The sequence below is a fragment of the Saccharopolyspora soli genome (assembly GCF_022678645.1).
Classification (GTDB): Bacteria; Actinomycetota; Actinomycetes; order Mycobacteriales; family Pseudonocardiaceae; genus Saccharopolyspora; species Saccharopolyspora soli.
The window spans coordinates 24,098-42,659 of sequence record NZ_JALBWV010000029.1 but is presented as its reverse complement, the minus strand read 5'-3'; the positions used below and the strand labels follow the sequence as shown (position 1 = coordinate 42,659).

19 protein-coding genes are annotated in these 18,562 nt (G+C 70.2%); 3 read left to right on the top strand and 16 right to left on the bottom strand.

Annotated features, from left to right (window positions below):
- Window positions 1–57: 57 nt before the first annotated feature.
- Window positions 58–1,452 (top strand): YibE/F family protein, encoded by a 1,395-nt coding sequence (locus tag MOQ72_RS22185; protein WP_242186433.1) that lies wholly within the window; start codon window positions 58–60, stop codon window positions 1,450–1,452.
- 42 nt (window positions 1,453–1,494) lie between these two features.
- On the top strand, window positions 1,495–1,962 hold the full coding sequence (locus MOQ72_RS22180; RefSeq protein ID WP_242186431.1) for a hypothetical protein: 468 nt from the start codon (window positions 1,495–1,497) through the stop codon (window positions 1,960–1,962).
- Here MOQ72_RS22180 and MOQ72_RS22175 read toward each other — a convergent pair.
- From MOQ72_RS22175 to MOQ72_RS22165, 3 genes are read right to left on the bottom strand one after another with little or no spacing between them, the layout of a single operon-like run.
- Window positions 1,956–2,594, bottom strand: coding sequence for a hypothetical protein (locus MOQ72_RS22175; RefSeq protein ID WP_242186429.1), 639 nt, complete (start codon window positions 2,592–2,594; stop codon window positions 1,956–1,958). The genes MOQ72_RS22180 and MOQ72_RS22175 overlap by 7 nt on opposite strands.
- Window positions 2,591–3,862 (bottom strand): histidine--tRNA ligase, encoded by a 1,272-nt coding sequence (hisS, locus tag MOQ72_RS22170; RefSeq protein ID WP_242186426.1) that lies wholly within the window; start codon window positions 3,860–3,862, stop codon window positions 2,591–2,593. Before hisS ends, MOQ72_RS22175 begins: the two co-directional genes overlap by 4 nt.
- Before the next feature lie 20 nt (window positions 3,863–3,882).
- Window positions 3,883–4,566: an MBL fold metallo-hydrolase gene (locus MOQ72_RS22165; RefSeq protein ID WP_242186416.1), complete on the bottom strand. Its 684-nt coding sequence runs from the start codon at window positions 4,564–4,566 to the stop codon at window positions 3,883–3,885.
- 186 nt (window positions 4,567–4,752) lie between these two features.
- Here MOQ72_RS22165 and MOQ72_RS22160 point away from each other — a divergent pair, with 186 nt between their 5' ends.
- The gene (locus MOQ72_RS22160; RefSeq protein ID WP_242186415.1) at window positions 4,753–5,580 is read left to right on the top strand and encodes a peptidylprolyl isomerase; all 828 of its coding nucleotides are present in this window, start codon (window positions 4,753–4,755) and stop codon (window positions 5,578–5,580) included.
- 64 nt (window positions 5,581–5,644) lie between these two features.
- On the opposite strand, the gene MOQ72_RS22155 is transcribed toward MOQ72_RS22160, so the two are convergent.
- The 13 genes from MOQ72_RS22155 to MOQ72_RS22095 all read right to left on the bottom strand — a co-directional run bounded on the left by MOQ72_RS22155 (window position 5,645) and on the right by MOQ72_RS22095 (window position 18,527).
- The gene (locus MOQ72_RS22155) at window positions 5,645–7,963 is read right to left on the bottom strand and encodes a RelA/SpoT family protein (protein WP_242186412.1); all 2,319 of its coding nucleotides are present in this window, start codon (window positions 7,961–7,963) and stop codon (window positions 5,645–5,647) included.
- 292 nt (window positions 7,964–8,255) lie between these two features.
- A complete protein-coding gene (locus tag MOQ72_RS22150; protein ID WP_242186398.1) occupies window positions 8,256–8,822 on the bottom strand; it encodes an adenine phosphoribosyltransferase in 567 nt (188 codons plus the stop codon).
- A complete protein-coding gene (secF, locus tag MOQ72_RS22145) occupies window positions 8,822–10,003 on the bottom strand; it encodes a protein translocase subunit SecF (RefSeq protein ID WP_242186397.1) in 1,182 nt (393 codons plus the stop codon). The genes MOQ72_RS22150 and secF overlap by 1 nt, the downstream gene beginning before the upstream one ends.
- Window positions 10,000–11,562: a protein translocase subunit SecD gene (gene secD, locus MOQ72_RS22140; protein ID WP_242186388.1), complete on the bottom strand. Its 1,563-nt coding sequence runs from the start codon at window positions 11,560–11,562 to the stop codon at window positions 10,000–10,002. The genes secF and secD overlap by 4 nt, the downstream gene beginning before the upstream one ends.
- A 385-nt stretch (window positions 11,563–11,947) precedes the next feature.
- Window positions 11,948–12,340 (bottom strand): preprotein translocase subunit YajC, encoded by a 393-nt coding sequence (gene yajC / locus MOQ72_RS22135; protein ID WP_242186372.1) that lies wholly within the window; start codon window positions 12,338–12,340, stop codon window positions 11,948–11,950.
- Between the two features lie 373 nt (window positions 12,341–12,713).
- Window positions 12,714–13,784 carry a Holliday junction branch migration DNA helicase RuvB gene (gene ruvB / locus MOQ72_RS22130; RefSeq protein WP_277954469.1) on the bottom strand — a complete coding sequence of 357 codons (1,071 nt, stop codon included), beginning with the start codon at window positions 13,782–13,784 and terminating at the stop codon, window positions 12,714–12,716.
- A gap of 10 nt (window positions 13,785–13,794) precedes the next feature.
- On the bottom strand, window positions 13,795–14,388 hold the full coding sequence (ruvA, locus tag MOQ72_RS22125) for a Holliday junction branch migration protein RuvA (protein WP_242186370.1): 594 nt from the start codon (window positions 14,386–14,388) through the stop codon (window positions 13,795–13,797).
- A 181-nt stretch (window positions 14,389–14,569) separates the two neighbouring features.
- Window positions 14,570–15,142 (bottom strand): crossover junction endodeoxyribonuclease RuvC, encoded by a 573-nt coding sequence (ruvC, locus tag MOQ72_RS22120; RefSeq protein WP_242186367.1) that lies wholly within the window; start codon window positions 15,140–15,142, stop codon window positions 14,570–14,572.
- Window positions 15,143–15,286: 144 nt separating this feature from the next.
- On the bottom strand, window positions 15,287–15,796 hold the full coding sequence (locus MOQ72_RS22115; protein WP_242186365.1) for a DUF4262 domain-containing protein: 510 nt from the start codon (window positions 15,794–15,796) through the stop codon (window positions 15,287–15,289).
- Window positions 15,797–16,025: 229 nt separating this feature from the next.
- Window positions 16,026–16,778 (bottom strand): YebC/PmpR family DNA-binding transcriptional regulator, encoded by a 753-nt coding sequence (locus MOQ72_RS22110; RefSeq protein ID WP_242186363.1) that lies wholly within the window; start codon window positions 16,776–16,778, stop codon window positions 16,026–16,028.
- A 15-nt stretch (window positions 16,779–16,793) separates the two neighbouring features.
- Window positions 16,794–17,447 (bottom strand): pyridoxal 5'-phosphate synthase glutaminase subunit PdxT, encoded by a 654-nt coding sequence (pdxT, locus tag MOQ72_RS22105; RefSeq protein ID WP_242186347.1) that lies wholly within the window; start codon window positions 17,445–17,447, stop codon window positions 16,794–16,796.
- Window positions 17,448–17,511: 64 nt separating this feature from the next.
- The gene (locus MOQ72_RS22100; RefSeq protein WP_242186344.1) at window positions 17,512–17,823 is read right to left on the bottom strand and encodes an AzlD domain-containing protein; all 312 of its coding nucleotides are present in this window, start codon (window positions 17,821–17,823) and stop codon (window positions 17,512–17,514) included.
- The gene (locus MOQ72_RS22095) at window positions 17,820–18,527 is read right to left on the bottom strand and encodes an AzlC family ABC transporter permease (RefSeq protein ID WP_242186335.1); all 708 of its coding nucleotides are present in this window, start codon (window positions 18,525–18,527) and stop codon (window positions 17,820–17,822) included. Before MOQ72_RS22095 ends, MOQ72_RS22100 begins: the two co-directional genes overlap by 4 nt.
- Window positions 18,528–18,562: the final 35 nt, after the last annotated feature.

Sequence of the window (18,562 nt, the reverse complement as noted above, 5' to 3'; positions counted from 1 at the left end):
GTTCCGCCAGGCCACCTCTCCGGAGGTCACCGACCGGGCAGTCCGCATAATTGCCCGGTGAACGCCCGCCCTCCCGCCGCCGAACCTCCGGAACCCGGAGGCGGCCGCCGAGCTCGCCACCGCCGGGCAGCGGACCGGGACCAGGCGAACCCGGATGCCCCCCAGCAACACGGACACGGACACGGGCACGCCCCGGCGGAACCGGCGTCCAAGCAGGTCAAACGGATACTCGCGATAGCACTGGTGCCCTTCGCGCTGGCCGCCATCGTCGGCATCCTGCTGCTCTACCCGTTCGGCCACCACCAACGCACCGGCACCGACCTCGGCTTCGGGCAGTACCCGGTGAACGCGGAGGTCGTCTCCGCCGCCGCCGGTTCGTGCACCCAGGACTCCGCCGAGCAAGGCAGCTGCGTGCACCTCGGCGTGCGGATGCAGGACGGTCCGCGACCGGACCAGACCATCCAGCAGGTGGTGCCCACCGACCCCGGCAGCCCGCGCTTCGCCGTCGGTGACCAGGTGGTGCTCAGCTACTCCGGCGCCGACCCCGCCGACCCGACCTCCTACCAGGTCGTCGACTTCCAGCGCGGCACGCCGCTGCTGGTCCTGGCGGTGGTGTTCGCCGCGGCGGTGATCGTGCTCGGTCGTTGGCAGGGCTTCACCGCGCTGATCGCCCTCGGACTGAGCCTCGTGGTGCTGATCGGCTTCGTGCTGCCCGCCATCCTCGCGGGCGAGGACCCGCTGCTGGTGGCGGTCGTGGGCGCCGGGCTGATCATGTTCGTGGTGCTGTACCTGACGCACGGCTTTTCCGCCCGGACGTCGACGGCGGTGCTCGGCACCCTGCTTAGCCTCGCGCTGATCGGCCTGCTCAGCACGATCTTCTCGGCAGTCACCAGCCTGACCGGACTGGACGAGGACACCGCCAGCCTGATGGGCGTGCTGGGTGCCCCCATCGACGCGCGCGGTCTGTTGCTGGCCGGGATCGTGATCGGCGCGCTCGGTGTGCTCGACGACGTGACGGTGACCCAGACCAGTGCGGTGTGGGAGCTGCGCCGGGCCAACCCGACGCTGTCCTGGCGGCAGCTGTACTCCGCCGGGCTGCGCATCGGCCGCGACCACGTGTCCTCGGCGGTGAACACCCTGGTCCTGGCCTACGCGGGTGCGGCGCTGCCGATGCTGCTGGCCTACACGCTCTCCGGCCGGACCGTCGGCGAGATCGTGAGTTCCCAGGCGGTGGCGCAGGAAGTGGTGCGCACGCTGGTCGGCAGCATCGGTCTGGTCGCCGCGGTGCCGATCACCACCGCGATCGCCGCGGCGGTGGCGATTCGGGAGCCCGCACCGGTCACCCGCCGCAGCGGGAGCTCGGTCGCGGATCTGGTCGGCCGGGCAGCCGCCACCGGCGCGGAAGCGCCGACGGTGCGAAGGCGTCCGCCGCACCGCAAGCCAGGTCGCTGATTGGGCTGTGCGGCCCGGCCGCCGTGCAGCAGACTGTCGACCATGCGAATGCCGTTACCCGATGTCGGCAGCATTCTCGTCGTACCTGGTCGGTTGCTCGGTGGTCTGGCCCTCGTCGGGGGCCTGGTGATCCGCGAAACCGGCGCTGTGCTCGCCGCGATCCACGCGCTTCCGCGGCTGGTCGTGGCCCTCGACCGGCTCGCGCCAGCGGCCGACTCGCTCGCGGCGCTCGCGGAAACCCGCGACGCGCTCGACGAAATCGCCAACGGCGCCGAGCACCTCGCCCCGACCCTGGACCAACTCCGCGCGCTGCACGAACAGGTCGTGGCGCTGGCTTGCGACCTGCGCGCGCTGGAGCCGGAAATCCAGGGCCTGGCGCAGAGCGCCGCTACGTTGGACCGCTCGATTCGCGTGCTCGCTGGTGCGATCGGTCCGCTCCAAAGCACCACCGAGCGCGTCGGCCGCCTGGTGGACCGGCTACCGGAACGGCGTCGCCGCGCGGGTCAGTGATCCAGCGCAGCGACGAAGCGGGCGACCGCGTCGGAATGCAACCGCTGCGCCATCCGGCCCGGCGGCGCGACTGACGCGAGCCGGTACAGCGGACGGTCCGAGGCGGCGTCCCCGCGCGCTTCCGAGCGCAGTTGGGCCACGATCAGCTGCGAGAGCACCAGTGCTCGGGTGTCCTCGGAGCTCGCCAAGGTGTCCGCCAACCGACGCAGCGCGTACACCCCGAGTTCGCGCCCGCCGGTACCCGCGTACATCGCCAGCGACACGCTGATCGCCTTGCCCTTGGGCGGGCCGCCGACCAGCAGGTTGACCGTCCGCGCGCCGCGCAGATCGGTGACGAACAACTCGAGGCGATCCGCCGTGCGCACGTCGACCACCCGGCTGCCCAGCGCGCGGGCCACCACCTCGCCGCCGCGCAACGCGATCGTCTTGCGCGCCTCGGCGAAAGCCATCAGCAGCAACGGGATCGCCACGATCGCCGCGGTGATGGCGAAGCCGGTGGGTCCGGCGAACAGGCTGACGATGCCGCCGAGCGCCGCCGCGACGATCAGCGCCGCGATGGCGACGTTGCGGGCGCGGGTCCGGATCGTCTTGCGATCCAGCAGATCCAGCGGGATCGTCTCGGCTTCGGTCATCTCAGCGGCTCCGCGACAGCGGCCTGGACGTCGTCCACCAACGTCTCCAAGGACACCGCCCGCTGCTCGCCGCTGGCCAGCTCCTTCAGCTGCGCGCTACCGGCTTCGAGGTCCCGCTCGCCGAGCACCAGCGCGAACCGGGCACCTGAGCGGTCGGCGGCCTTCATCGCACCCTTGAGGCCCTTGCCGCCGTAGGCCAGGTCGACGCGGATCCCAGCGGCCCGCAGCCCGCCCATCGCCGTCACCAGGCAGCGCTTGGCCGCCTCGCCCATCGGCACGCAGTACACATCGCATCGAGCCTGGTCACCGACCGCGATCCCTTCGGCCCGGCAGGCCAGCAGCGTGCGGTCGACGCCGAGACCGAAGCCGATGCCGGAGAGGTCCTGGCCGCCGAGCTCGGCCATCAGGCCGTCGTAGCGACCACCGCCGCCGATCCCGGACTGCGCGCCGAGTCCATCGTGGACGAACTCGAAGGTGGTCTTGGTGTAGTAGTCCAGGCCGCGCACCATGCGGGGGTTCTCCACGAACGCCACGCCGAGGTCGATCAGGTATGCCTTGACCTGCTCGTAGTGCTCCTTGGCCTCAGCTGAGAGGTGGTCCACCATCAGCGGCGCGTCGGCGACCAGGTCCTGCACTTCGGGGCGCTTGTCGTCGAGCACCCGCAGCGGGTTGAGCTCGGTGCGACGTCGGGTCTCCTCGTCCAGCGGCAGGCCGCGCAGGAACTCCTGGAGCTTCGCCCGGTACGCCGGGCGGCAGGTGCTGTCGCCCAGCGAGGTGATCTCGACGCGGTGCCCGGTCAACCCCAGCCGCCGATAGCCCTCGTCGGCGATCGCGATGACCTCGGCGTCCAGCGCCGGGTCGTCGACGCCGATCGCTTCCACGCCGACCTGCTGCAACTGCCGGTACCGCCCGGCCTGCGGCCGCTCGTAGCGGAAGAACGCGCCCGTGTAGTACACCTTCACGGGAAGTTGGCCCCGGTCCAGGCCGTGCTCGATGACCGAGCGCATCACGCCCGCGGTGCCTTCCGGGCGCAGCGTCACGGACCGGCCGCCGCGGTCGGCGAAGGTGTACATCTCCTTGGTGACGACGTCGGTGGACTCCCCGACGCCGCGGGCGAACAGCGTGGTGTCCTCGAACAGCGGCAGCTCGATGTAGCCGTAGCCAGCGCGGCGCGCGGCCTCGGTCAGGGCGTCGCGGACCGCCAGGAAATCCGCTGACTCCGGCGGGTAGTACTCCGGGATGCCCTTGGGTGCGGTGAACGTGCTCATGGGTGGTGGTTCAGTCCTCGTCAGGAAATGGCGTCGGAAGTCGGCAGGCCCTGCAGGAACGGGTTGCCCGCGCGTTCGCGCCCGATGGTGGTGGTCGGTCCGTGGCCCGGCAGCACGACGGTCGCATCGTCGAGCGGCAGCACCTTGGTGCTCAGCGACTCCAGCATCCGGCCGTGGTCGCCGCCGGGCAGATCGGTGCGCCCGATGGCTCCGGCGAAGAGGGTGTCGCCGGACAGCAGCAGCCGTCCGCCCTCGCCGGTGGAGATGCCGAGCAACACCGATCCGCCGGTATGGCCCGGGGTGTGCCTGACCTCGAAGCGCAGTCCGGCGAGCTCCAGATCGTCTCCCTCGGCGAGGTCGCGGACGTCGGTGGGAGCGGCCATCGCCGGACCATCGCCGAACAGCTGCCGACCGGCCGGGCCGAGCGCGGCCCCCGGATCGTCGAGCATGAACCGGTCGGCGGGGTGGATGTAGGCCGGAACGTCGTGCGCGGCGCACACCTCACCAGCGGAGAAGACGTGGTCGAAGTGCCCGTGGGTGAGCAGCACCGCAGCGGGCGCGAGGCGGTGCTCGCGCAGTTGTTCGTCCAACGGCGGCACGGCGTCCTGACCGGGGTCCACCACGACGCACGGCTCGCCTCCCCCGCGCGCGAGCACGTAGCAGTTCGCCTGCAAAGGTCCTACCGGGAACCCGAGGACAAGCACGACGTGCGACCTTTCGTTGGGACGGCACCCGATGGTGCGGGTCGGCTGCCCACCAGATTATCGTCCCGCCCACGTGGGCCTTCGCGCGCCGCACGCGCAATCCGCAGGCTCTCAGGAACCGCTGCCGGGGCACCCCATAAACTCCCCGCGACAACAACAGACCCACCGCATCCGGGGAGGGAGCAGGTGCCCAGCAACGAACAACGTCGCCAGGCGGCCAAGCGGAAGCTCGAACGCCAGTTGCAGCGCCGCGCGGAGCAGGCCAAGCGACGCCGGATGATCACCATCGGCGCGACGATCGTGGTGGTCATCGCGGCAGTGGTGGGCATCTTCTACTTCACCCGCACCGGCGGGGAGCAGCAGACGCCCGCGGCGCAGCCGCAGGCCCACAACGGCACGAACGGGCCGTGCGCATACGCGAAGTCCGATGAACCGGCCGCGAAGCCCGTCGACCTACCACCCGATCCGAACCCGACTCCGGCCCAGGGCACCGAGAACGTCACGCTCCAGACGAGCCAGGGCGCCATTCCGATCACGCTCGACCGGGCCAAAGCACCGTGCACCGTGCAGAGCTTCGGCCACCTCGTGGGCGCTGGTTACTTCGACGGCACCGACTGCCACCGGCTCACCACGACTGAGGGGCTGAAGGTGCTCCAGTGCGGCGATCCCTCCGGGACCGGCAGCGGTGGCCCCGGATACTCGATCAAGGACGAGCCCCCGACCGGGCTCTCCCCCGCACCGAGTCCGAACGACCAGAGCGGTGCGGTGATCTACCCGCGCGGCACGCTGGCGATGGCGAAGTCGAGCCAGCCGAACAGCGGCGGCAGCCAGTTCTTCATGGTCTACCAAGATTCCTACCTGCCGCCCGAATACACCGTGTTCGGCACCATCGGCGAGGGCGGACTGGCGGTGCTCGACAAGGTCGCCGCTGCGGGGGTGCAGCCCACCAACGGCGAGGGCGACGGAAGTCCGAACATGGCGGTGCGGATCGAGCGCGCATCCGCGAATGCCTGAGTCATGAGCAAAACGGGCCCGGCGTTGCGACGTCGGGCCCGTTTTGCTCGTCCGCGAACTGCCGTCAGGTCGCGGAGGTCACGCGGTAGACGTCGTAGACGCCTTCGATGTTGCGGACCGCCTTGAGGACGTGGCCCAAGTGCTTCGGGTCGCCCATCTCGAAGGTGAAGCGGCTGACCGCCACCCGGTCCTTCGAGGTCGTCACCGACGCCGACAGGATGTTCACCCGCTCGTCCGCCAGCACCTTGGTGACGTCGGAGAGCAACCGGTGTCGATCGAGGGCTTCCACCTGGATCGCGACCAGGAACACCGACGAGGCCGACGGCGCCCAGTACACCTCGACCAGCCGCTCCGGGGTGCTGCGCAGGTCGTCGGCGTTGGTGCAGTCGGTGCGGTGCACGCTGACCCAGCCACCGCGGGTCACGAAGCCGAGGATCTCGTCCCCGGGCACCGGCGTGCAGCAGCGCGCCAGCTTCGCCCACACGTCACCGGCGTCCTTGACCACCACACCGGAGTCACCGCTGCTGCGGCGCTTGCCGCGCAACGTCGAGGGCGTGGACCGCTCGGCGATCTCGTCCTCGGCCTGCTCCGGTCCGCCGATGAACGCCACCAGCCGCTGCACCAGGTGTTGCGCCGAGAGCTGCTTCTCGCCGACCGCCGCGTAAAGGCCGGTGACGTCGACGTAGTGCAGCTCGCGGGCCACCGCACCGAGGGTTTCGGCCGACACCAGGCGCTGCACCGGTAGGCCGAGCCGCCGGATCTCCTTGGCGATCAGCTCCTTGCCGGATTCGATCGCCTCCTCGCGGCGCTCCTTGGCGAACCACTGCTTGATCTTGGCCTTGGCCCGCGGCGAGGCCACGAACGACAGCCAGTCCCGGCTCGGGCCCGAGCCCTCCGCTTTGGACGTGAAGATCTCGACGACCTCGCCGTTCTCCAGCTTGCGCTCCAGCGCCACCAACCGGCCGTTGACGCGGGCGCCGATGCAGCGGTGGCCGACCTCGGTGTGCACCGCGTAGGCGAAGTCCACCGGCGTCGAACCGGAAGGCAGCGTGATCACATCGCCCTTCGGCGTGAAGACGAAGATCTCCCTGGTCGCCAGGTCGTAGCGCAGCGACTCCAAGAACTCACCGGGATCGGCGGCCTCCCGCTGCCAGTCGAGCAGCTGCCGCATCCACGCCATCTCGTCGACCTCGACGGCGGACTGCCCGCCGCTGCCGTTGCGGCCCTTGGTCTCCTTGTACCGCCAGTGCGCGGCGATGCCGTACTCGGCGGTCCGGTGCATCTCGTGGGTGCGGATCTGCACCTCCAGCGGCTTGCCCTCCGGGCCGATCACCGTGGTGTGCAGCGACTGGTACACCCCGAAGCGGGGCTGGGCGATGTAGTCCTTGAACCGGCCGGGCATCGGCTGCCACAGCGCGTGCACCACGCCCATCGCGGCGTAGCAGTCGCGCACCTCGTCGACCAGGATCCGCACGCCGACCAGGTCGTGGATGTCGTCGAAGTCGCGGCCCCGCACGATCATCTTCTGGTGGATGGAGTAGTAGTGCTTGGGGCGGCCCTCCACCTTCGCGGCCAGCCGCGCGGCGTCGAGCTGGCGGGACAGCTCGTCGATCACGGTGCGCAGGTAGGTGTCTCGCGACGGCGCGCGGTTGGCGACCAGGCGCACGATCTCGTCGTACTTCTTGGGCTGCAGGATGGCGAATGCCAGGTCCTCCAGCTCCCACTTGATGGTCGCCATGCCCAGCCGGTGCGCCAGCGGGGCGAGCACTTCGAGGGTCTCCCGAGCCTTGCGGGCCTGCTTCTCCGGCGGCAGGAACCGCATGGTGCGCATGTTGTGCAGCCGGTCGGCGAGTTTGATCACCAGCACACGCGGGTCGCGGGCCATCGCGATGATCATCTTGCGGATGGTCTCGGCTTCCGCGGCCGCACCCAGCTTGACCTTGTCCAGCTTGGTGACGCCGTCGACCAGGTGCGCCACCTCCTCGCCGAACTCGGTGCCGAGCTTCTCCAACGCGTAGTCGGTGTCCTCGACGGTGTCATGCAGCAGGCCAGCCACCAGCGTGGTGGTGTCCATGCCGAGCTCCGCCAGGATCGTCGCGACCGCGAGCGGGTGCGTGATGTAGGGGTCGCCGGATTTGCGCTGCTGGGTCCGGTGCCGTTCCTCGGCGACGTCGTAGGCGCGCTGCAGGAGGGCCAGATCAGCCTGCGGGTGCAGCTCGCGGTGCACCGTGGCCAGCGGTTCGAGCACCTGTTTGACCTGGGCTGCCCGCTGCGCCGTGATCCTCCTGGCCAGCCGGGCGCGGACGCGACGGGTCGCGGAGGCCGCACGCGGCTCGGCAACCGGGTCGGTTGCCGAAGCAGGGGATTCGACGTGGTGGCTCACCGCACGCTCCCGGGCTCATGTTGCGCTAGTCCCAGGTCCGGGGGACCCGGACACTGAGAATAACGCCAGCCGGGCGGCGGACCTTCCCAGGTATGGCTGTGATACGCCCAGCGGTCACCTGACCCGGCCGAGAGCCCGCCGCACTTCACCCGAGCCGATCACCGCGACTTTCCGCATCGCGGAGCAATTTAATCCCCTTTGTCTGTTTTTCCGGAAATCGCTACGGGAAAACCGGATAAATTGACCGGCGGTTTTGGGCAAAACCGCCAACCCTCCCGGGGGCTCGTGCCGGTCAGGCTCGCAGCAGGGCTCGGATGGTCTCGCCGATGATCTTGTCGCGGCCTGCGAGGGCGGTCAGTTCGAGGACGACAGCCGCCGCCGCGACATCCGCACCTGCTTGCCGGACCAGGCGGCATGCCGCGCCCAGGGTGCCGCCAGTGGCCAGGACGTCGTCGACGATCAGCGCCCGCTGACCCGGTCGCAGCGTGTCGGCCGGTAGCTCCAGGGTCGCTCGGCCGTACTCCAGGGTGTAGTCGACCCGGTCCGCCACCACCGGCAGCTTGCCGGGCTTGCGCAGCCCGACCACCCCGGTACCGAACTGCTGCGCCACCGCGGCGCCCACCAGGAAGCCGCGGGCCTCGACCCCGACCACCACGTCGAACTCGCAGTCCCGTCCCAGCGCCGACACCACGGCGTTCAGCCCGGCGCCGTCGGCCAGCAGCGGGCTGATGTCGCGAAACAGCACCCCCGGCTCGGGGAAGTCCGGAACCACTCGGATGAGCGCGGCGGCCCGCCGGAGCGCGTGATCGGCCTCGTCGGTGAGCTGCACGGAGATGGCGCCCTCTTCAGGTGGGGCCATCAACGCCGCCGCTTGCCGGTCGGACGCCCCGTCTTGCTCATGGGACGACTCGGACGGCGCGCGGAACCCGCACCGGAGCCCGCGGCCACCGCGTGCTTCGGCTCAGCCGGGACGTCCTCCCCGGCCGCCTTGGCAGCGGCCCGCTCGCGACGCTGCTGCACCTTCGCCGCGTGCTCCCGGAACTTCGGGTCGCGGCCGCGCATCTTGAAGTCCACCAGCAATGGCGTGGCCAGGAAGATCGACGACACCACGCCGGTGAGCATGCCGACCAGCTGCACCAGCGCCAAGTCGCGCAGCACGCCGACGCCGAGCATCCCGGCTCCCACCACGAGCAGCCCGATGACCGGCAGCAACGCGATCAACGCCGTGTTGATCGAGCGCATCAGGGTCTGGTTGACCGCCAGGTTGGCCGCTTCGGCGTAGGTGCGGCGGGTCAGTCCGAGCAGGCCGCGGGTGTTCTCCTTGACCTTGTCGAAGACCACCACGGTGTCGTAGAGCGAGAACCCGAGGATCGTCAGCAGACCGATCACGGTGCTCGGCGTGACCTCGAAGCCGACCAGCGAGTAGATCCCGGCGGTCACCACCACGTCGTGCAGCAGCGCGATCAGCGCGGCCACCGCCATCCACTTCTCGAAGTAGAAAGCCAGGAAGATCGTCACCAGCACCAGGAACACCGCGAGGGCGATCAACGCCTGCTGGGTGATCTCGCCACCCCAGGAGCCGCTGACCGCGCTGTCGCTGATCACCTGCTGGCTCGGCTGCCCCTGCGCGTCCAGCGGCCGCACCTCGTTGAACAGCGACTGCTTGACCGCGGCCACCTGGTCCACGGTCAGCGACGAGGAGCGGATCTGGATGCTCTGGTTGGCCCCGACGCCCGCGATCTGCACCGTCTCGGCCGGGTGGCCCAACGCGCGTTGGAACGCGTCTTGCACCTGGTCGGTGCGGATCGGGCCTTGCGCGCCGACCGCGGGCAGCTGGATCTTGGTGCCGCCCTCGAAGTCGATGCCGAGGTTGAAGCGATTGATCCCCATCGCCCCGATGCACACCAGCACCAGCAGGCCCAGAGCGACGTACCAGCGGACGCGCTTGCCGACGATGTCGAAGGCCCCGGTGCCGGTGTAGAGGCGGTGGAAGACGCTTTCGCGCCGGGCCCGTTCGGTACCTGGAGTCGTCACCTTCACGCCTCCTTGGCGGTGGTCGAGGCGGCCTTGCGGGCGGCCCGGTACTGGTCGCCGAGCCGTTGCACCGCCCCCAGGCCGGAGACCGAGGGCTTGGACAGGAACTTGTTCTTCGAGGCGATCGCCACCAGCGGGTGCGTGACGAGGAAGACCACGACCAGGTCCAGCACCGTGGACATGCCCAGGGTGAAGGCGAAGCCCTTCACCTGGCCGACGGCGAGGATGTAGAGCACGGCGGCGGCCAGGAAGCTGACCGCGTCGGCGGACAGGATCGTGCGCCGGGCCCGCAGCCAGGCCCGCGGCACCGCCGAGCGGAACGTGCGGCCCTCGCGGATCTCGTCCTTGAGCCGTTCGAAGAAAACGATGAACGAGTCGGCGGTGATGCCGATCGCCACGATGAACCCGGCGACCCCGGCGAGGTCGAGGGTGAATCCGACCCAGCGCCCGAGCAGCACGAGCACTCCGAAGACCACGCCGCCGGAGAGCACCAGCGACAGGATGGTCAGGATGCCCAGCAGCCGGTAGTAGAGCAGGCAGTACACGGCCACCAGCACCAGGCCGAGGCCACCGGCGATCAACCCGGCCTCCAGCGAGGCGACCCCGAGGGTCGCCGACACCGTCTCGGCCTCGGACTGGTCGAAGGCCAGCGGCAGCGACCCGTACTTGAGGATGTCGGCCAGGTCAGTCGCGGTCTGCTGGTTGAACTGGCCGTTGATCCGCGCGTTGCCGCCGAGCAGCGGCTCCTGGATCTGCGGCGCCGACACCACCTCGGTGTCCAGCACGAACGCGGCCTGCTGTCCGACGTTGGCGGAGGTGAAGTCCGCCCACGTCTTGGCCCCGGCGCTCTTGAAGTCCAAGTTCACCGTCCAGCCCGGCTCGCCCGCCTGCGGATTCGGCGGCGCCGCCTGGGCGTTGGCGATCTCCTTGCCCTCCAGGAACACCGGCTCCAGCAGGTACTTCTGCTGGCCCTCCCGGTCGCAGGTCACCAGCGGCAGCTTCGGATCGTCATTGCCGCGCAGCGGATCCTCGGCCGCGCAGTTCAGCGCTTGCAGCGCCTGCATCTGCACGTTCGGATCGGTGCTCTGCCGGAGCGCCTTCGCCTCCTCGATCGCGCGCTGCTGGTCGCCCGGCCCCTGCTGCTGGGGCACCGCCTGCGGGGTGGTGCCCGCCGGAGGCGGCGTCGCGGGCACCGCGTTGACGACCTTGCGGAAGGCCAGCTCGGCGGTCTGCCCCAGCTGCTTGGCCTGCTCACCGCCCTCGCCGGGCACGGTGATCACCAGGTTGGTGCCGTCGCGGGTCACCTCGGATCCGCTGATGCCCATGCCGTTGACGCGGGTCTCGATGATCTGCCGGGCCTGGTCCAGCGACTCGTTGGTGGGCGGCTGAAGGGTTGGGGTGCGAGCCGTCAGCGTGACCCGCGTGCCGCCCTGGAGGTCGATCCCGAGTTTCGGGTGCGGCTTGCCATCACCGGTGAAGAACACCAGCGCGTACAGCGCGACCACGATCAACGCGAAGATCGCTAGATAACGCCCTGGGCGGATTTGCCCGGCCGGAGGTGCCACGGTGCGTCTGTCTCCTGTCCACGGTCTGCGTCGGTGCGCCAGATCGGTTCGCTTCGGCGTGCCCCGCGACGAACCGCGCGCAGGCGGTGACCGGTTCGGTCGCCCGCCCGACGCCAAACGTACAGCCGGGTTCGCCGAGTTCCGCGATCGGCGCGCTCTGGTGGCGATCTTCGCCACGACGCGGCGACTCGCCTCCATCCAGTCTGACAGGCCCGCTTCGGACGTCATCGCCGCGGGTGGCAACCGTGGGTTGATCGACGACTACGCACGGACGCGGGCCCGGAAACGGTCTCTCCGGTGCCCGCGTCGCGACCTGAGCGGCAACGGCCCCACCTGCCGGGCGCCGACTCGCGGCGCACGGTGGCGCGGGGACGCCCGCCGGGCGTCAGTTGGTCTTCTGCTTCTCGATCGGCTCGGCGATCTCGGCCTTGGACTCGGTGGTGTCGGTCGAGGTGGTGGCCTCGGCCTCGGCCGGGGTCTCCTCCTTCTCGGCCGACTCGGCGGCCGGGGCGCTGTCGGTGTTGACCTTCTCGCGGACCGCGGCACGCACCCAGGTGGTGGTCATGCCGGGAGCGATTTCCAGGTCGATGCTGTCGTCCGAGGTCGCGACGACGGTGCCGAACACGCCGGAGGTGGTCATCACCCGGTCACCGGGGGTGATCGAGTTCTGCAGCTTCTGCTGCTCCGCCACGGCGCGCTTCTGCTTGCGCGCCTGCAGGAACAGCGGCACCGCCAGCAGGACGATCAACAACGGGAGAATCAGGGATTGCAGGTCCATCGTGCTCCGTTCAGCGGACGCTTCGGGGCCCAGCCCTCGCAGTACTGCGCCCGAATTGTTCGGATGTTCAGCCCCAGTGTGCCAGGTCAACTCGGGTTGACGTCCTCCCCCGCTGGGAAACAGGAGAGTCTCCACGGCCCGCAGGTTCGATCCGCGAGTGGTTCGCGGATCCGCCTGCCCGCTCTCGCGGGAGACGCGGTTCGTGCTGCCGCGCTGCACACCACCCGTCCGGCGGTGCCACCTCGCGCGGTTCGGTTACCACCGAACGAGACGTGAGGAGGATAACGTCACGCGACAAGCACGGACCAGCACCCCGACCACGAGCCGATCGCTGGGCGAAACACACAGTATCGGCGAATGGTCACCATTCGATCTACTCATCGAAAAGACCCGGTGGCGGCTCGCCGGGCGCGTGCTGCGGTGGCGTGAGTCCCAGGTGGTGCCAGGCGGCCGCGGTGGCGACGCGACCTCGCGGGGTGCGGGCGAGCAGCCCGGCCCGGACCAGGTAGGGCTCGCAGACCTCTTCGACCGTGGTGGACTCCTCGCCCACCGCCACCGCCAGCGTCGAAATCCCCACCGGACCGCCGTGGAAGGACTTGATCAGCGCCCGGAGCACGGCTCGGTCCAGCCGGTCCAGGCCGATCTCGTCGACGTCGTAGACCTCCAGCGCGGCGCGCGCGATCTCGCGGGTGACCGCGCCGTCGGCCCGGACTTCGGCGTAGTCGCGGACCCGGCGCAGCAGCCGGTTGGCGATTCGCGGGGTGCCTCGGGATCGACCGGCGATCTCGATGGCCCCGTCGTCGCGCAGGTCCACCCCGAGGATCCCGGCCGAGCGGCGCACCACCAGCTCCAACTCGTCCGCGGTGTAGAACTCCATGTGCGCGGTGAAGCCGAACCGGTCGCGCAGCGGCCCGGTCAGCGCGCCGGACCGGGTGGTGGCCCCGACCAGCGTGAACGGGGCGAGCTCCAGCGGGATGCTGGTGGCGCCGGGCCCCTTGCCGACCACGATGTCCACCCGGTAGTCCTCCATCGCCAGGTAGAGCATCTCCTCGGCGGGGCGGGCGATCCGGTGGATCTCGTCGATGAACAGCACGTCGCCCTCGGCGAGGTTGGACAGCATCGCCGCGAGGTCACCGGGCCGCTCCAGCGCAGGGCCGGAGGTGACCCGGATCGACGAGCCGAGCTCGGTCGCGATGATCATCGACAGGCTGGTCTTGCCCAGCCCCGGCGGCCCGGAGAACAGCACGTGGTCGGGCTGGTCACCACGCCCGAGCGCGCCGTGCAGCACCAGCTCCAACTGCTCGCGCACCCGCGCCTGGCCCACGAACTCGCTGAGCTTGCGCGGGCGCAACGTCATCTCGACGTCCTTGTCCCCCGCGTCCTGGTGCGGGGTCAACGCGACCCCGTCCTCGGTCGGTGACCAAACCGCGTTGTCCTCGTGCATCAGGCCGACCTCACTTCGGTCCGAGGGTGGCCAGGGCCTTGCGCAGCACCGCCGAGGTGTCCAGGTCGCCGTTGCCCGCGGCCAGCACCGCCTCGACGCTCTGCTCCGCCTGCTTGGCCGAGAAGCCCAGGCCCACCAGCGCCTCGGACACCTCGGTGCGCACCCTGCCGCGGTCCACCGTCGCCGGCGGTCCGGACGCGGTCACCGCACCGACCTTGTCGCGCAACTCCAGGATCAGCCGCTCGGCGCTCTTCCGGCCGATGCCGGGCACCTGGGTGAGCACCGTCAGGTTGCCGTCGGCCAGGGCGTTGCAGAGCTGGTCGGGCGAGAGCACCGCGAGCGCGGCCAGCGCGAGCCGGGGGCCGACGCCGGAGGCGGTCTGCAGCAGGACGAAGAGGTCGCGGGATTCGGCGTCGGCGAAGCCGTAGAGGGTCAGCGAGTCCTCGCGCACGATCAGCGAGGTCCACAGCCGCGTCTCCGCACCGCGCCGGAGTCCGGCCAGCGTCACCGGCGTGGCGTGCACGGCCATGCCCACCCCGCCGACTTCGATGACGGCGTGGTCCAGTCCGATCGACAGCACCGGACCTCGCACGGTGGAGATCATCGGGCAATCCCTCCTGTTCGGGCACGAAAGCCGGTCTGCGGGCTCGTCTTGCGCGGGCGGTCCAGTAGCGGGACCCCGGTCCGCCGATCCCCGACATCATCTACGCCCACCCCGTCCTCCCGAGACGACCCCCGAGAACCCACGGGTGGGCCGAGCGACTCCGCCGCTTCGAGCACCAGCACTAGGAGCCTCGGATCGCCTGCTGGGCGGCCTTCAGGCGGGCGCGGTGGTTGCGGGCGAGTTCGGCGGCCTTGGCCTCCGCGCGGGCCAGCCGGTCGGCCAGCGGCGCGCGCCAGAGGTGGCAGACCGCGAGCGCCAAGGCGTCGGCGGCATCGGCGGGTTTGGGCGCGGTGGCCAACCCGAGGATCTTGGTGATCATGGTCGTGACCTGGTGCTTGTCGGCCCGACCGGACCCGCTGATGGCGGCCTTGACCTCGCTGGGCGTGTGGAAGGCCACCGGCAGGTCGCGGCGGGCGGCAGCCAGCGCCACGACTCCGGAGACCTGCGCGGTGCCCATCACGCTGCGCACGTTGTGCTGGCTGAAGACCCGCTCGATCGCCACCACCTCGGGGCGGTGCGCGTCCATCCACTGCTCCACCACGTCGGAAACCGCCAGCAGCCGACTGGGCAGCTCGTCATCGGCCGGGCTCCGCGCCACGCCGACCGCGACGCAGCTGACCTCGCGGCCGCGGCCGCCGTCGACCACCCCGAGGCCGCACCGGGTCAGTCCGGGGTCGACTCCCAGCACGCGCACGACGCCCCCTAGCCCGCAGCCATGAACACTCGTTCGAACCTTATCGGACCACCGAAGCCCGACGCCGCACCGACACGCGCGTCACCCTGGCGGGTGGCAGTGCACAATTTCTCGCGAAATCGCAAACCGCCCCGAGCAAGCGGATCAGGGGCCGTTGGTGCCCGGGGTCCAGCTCTCCGGGAGGCCGCTGTCGGTCAGGATCGGCTGGTGCTCGCGGAAGCCACCCGGCGCGTCGGGCTGCCACGGGAACTTGGCGTCCTGCGGGCTGGAGACGATCAGCTGCACCGCCGGGAAGTCCGGGCCGTGGTAGACGAGGAACGCGCTGCCCAGGTACTCGGGGTAGTACTGCGACGCCACCTTCTCGAAGGTGACCGGGCAGCCCTGCAGGAAGCCGTCGTAGAGCAGCCCCGGCGTGAACCGCTCGCCCGCCCCCGTCCGCTGCACGTAGGTGTTGACCACCGAGTGCGCGACGTCGCGGGGCAGGCCGATCACGACCACTTCTGGTTTGCCGAAGCGACGCCACGCGCCGACCGAGAACGCGTACGACGCGCCGTTCTCGTCGCCCGCCACGTGCAGCACCGCCGCTCCGTGCCGGTCAGCGGTGTTCACCATCCACTTGCGCAGAGCCTCATCCGTGTCGACCACGACGGTCATTCTGCCGGTGGCGCGAACCGCTCCCGCCGGGACCCGCGAAATCGGACCACTGTGGACACTGGCGGGAGCGGGTCGAACACGGTGCGTGTCAACCGACTTCGGCCGCTGACGTGGAACTCGGCGCAGTGGCGAACTTCGCCATCCGACCGCTGCTACGCGTTGACCTCTTCGAGCACCGAGTCGGACACGTGGAATTTGGCGCGGTGGCGATACGCCAACTGCCAACCACTCACGCGTTGACCTCTTCCAGCACCGAGTCGGACACGTCGAAGTTGGCGTAGACGTTCTGCACGTCGTCGCAGTCTTCGAGGGCGTCGATCAGCTTGAACACCTTGCGGGCGGCGTCCGCGTCCAGGGGGACGTTTACCGAGGCCAGGAAGTTGGTTTCCGCCGAGTCGTACTCGATGCCCGCGGCCTGCAACGCCTTGCGCACCTCGACCAGGTCGGCCGGGTCGGCCAGCACCTCGTAGCTGTCGCCGAGATCGTTGATCTCCTCCGCACCGGCCTCCAGCACCGCCGAGAGCACGTCGTCCTCGCTGAGCCCGTTCTTCGGCAGCAGCACGACGCCCTTGCGGTTGAACAGGTACGACACCGAGCCCGCGTCGGCCATCGAGCCGCCGTTGCGGGTCATCGCGGTGCGCACCTCGCCAGCGGCCCGGTTGCGGTTGTCGGTCAGGCACTCCACCAGCACCGCGACGCCGTTGGGTCCGTAGCCCTCGTACATGATCGTCTGCCAGTCGGCGCCACCGGCCTCTTCACCGGCACCGCGCTTGCGGGCGCGCTCGATGTTGTCCATCGGGACCGAGTTCTTGCGCGCCTTCTGGATGGCGTCGTACAGGGTCGGGTTGCCTTCGGGATCGCCCCCACCGGTCCGCGCGGCAACCTCGACGTTCTTGATCAGTTTCGCGAAGAGCTTGCCGCGCTTGGCGTCGAGGGCGGCCTTCTTGTGCTTGGTGGTGGCCCACTTCGAGTGGCCGCTCATCTCTCCTCCGTCTTTCTACGCCCGCGCCGCGGAATCCAGCCGCGCGCGGACGATCTGTGCGAAATAGCGGTGCACGCGCTCGTCCCCGCCGACCAGCTCCGGGTGGAAAGCGGTGGCGAGCACCGGGCCCTGCTTGACCGCGACGATCCTACCGGCGGTGTTCGCACGCCCGGTGCCATCCGGGTCGTCCGGCACGGTGGCCAGCACCGACACCTCGCTGCCGACCTTCTCCACCCACGGTGCGCGGATGAACACCGCGTGCAGCGGACCGCCGGGGATACCGGTGAAGTCCAGGTCGGTCTCGAAGGAGTCGACCTGCCGTCCGAAGGCGTTGCGGCGCACGACCACGTCCAGCGCACCCAGCGGCCGGACCGCCGGGAGGTCGCGGTCCTCGTCCAGGACCTCGCTGGAAAGCATGATCATCCCGGCGCACGAGCCGTAGGCGGGCAGCCCAGCCGCCAGCCGCTCCCGCAGCGGTTCGTAGAGCTCGAAGGTGTCCAGCAGGCGGGTCATCGTGGTCGACTCGCCGCCGGGCAGCACGATGCCGTCCACGGCGGCCAGTTCCTCGGGACGGCGGACCGGCCGGGCGTCGGCCCCGCTGCGCTCCAGCGCGGCCAGGTGTTCGGCCACGCCACCCTGCAACGCGAGGACTCCGATCACGGGTTTCATCACAACTTCGATTCTCCTGCACTCGCATCCCCGGCCGCCAGGCGGTCGACGCGCGGACGGTCCGTCACATTCCCAGGTCCAGCAGTCGCAGCAGCGCCGTGGTGGCCGCCGCCGCGACCACCACGACCACGAACGGGGCCTGACGCCAGGCCAGCACACCGCCCACCGCGACACCGGCGAAGCGCGCCCAACCGGCGAAGCCGCCGGACTCGAACGCGGTGCTGGTGGCCACGAACGCGCCGAGCAGCACGATCGCGGCGATCGACATCAACTGCTCCCACCGCGGGGAGATCCGGAACCGGCCGCGCAGCAGCGGACCGGCCAAGCGCATGGCGTAAGTTCCAGCGGCCAAGGCGAAGATCACGCCGAGCGTCATCGGACTGCCTCCCCCGCCAGGCGCTTCGGCAGCGGCAACGCGGCTGCCAGCCCGACGAGCGCCGCCATCACCGGCAGGCCCTCGGGCAGCACTGGCGTGGTCAGCACCGCGATCAAGACGCCGAGAGCCACTGCTCGCAGGGTCCGGAACTCCCGCAGCGACGGCATGATCAACGCGAGCAGCGCGGCAGGCATCGCGGCGTCCAAGCCGAAGGCATTGGGATCGCCGACGCTCTGCCCCAGCAGTCCACCGACGAACACCGACGGCGCCCAAGCGCAGTACAGCGCGATGCCGGTCAGCCAGTACGCGCGCTTCTTCTCGGCGGTGGTCTCCTGCGCGAGCGCGAACGCGACCGATTCGTCGACCATCAGGTGGCTGCCGACCAGTCGACTCGGCCAACCGCGGTCCAGCAGTCCACCGACGGCCATCCCGAACGGCAGGTGGCGGGCGTTGAGCATCAGCCCGCCGAGCACTGCGGTGATCGGAGCCGCGCCAGCGGTGATCAGACCGACCGCCATGAACTCCGAGCCACCGGCGAACACGACCGCGCCCATCAGCGTGATCATCGGCAGCGGCACGCCCTTGCTCACCGCGATCGCTCCGAGCGAGGCGCCGACGACGGCCATCGCCAGGGCCATCGAAAGCACGTCGCGCAGCAGCCCGTCTCGCCAGAATCCCGCTCGCGTTCGCTGTACCGTACTCACGTTCGCTATCCTGAACGCAACTACCTGTGTTCGTC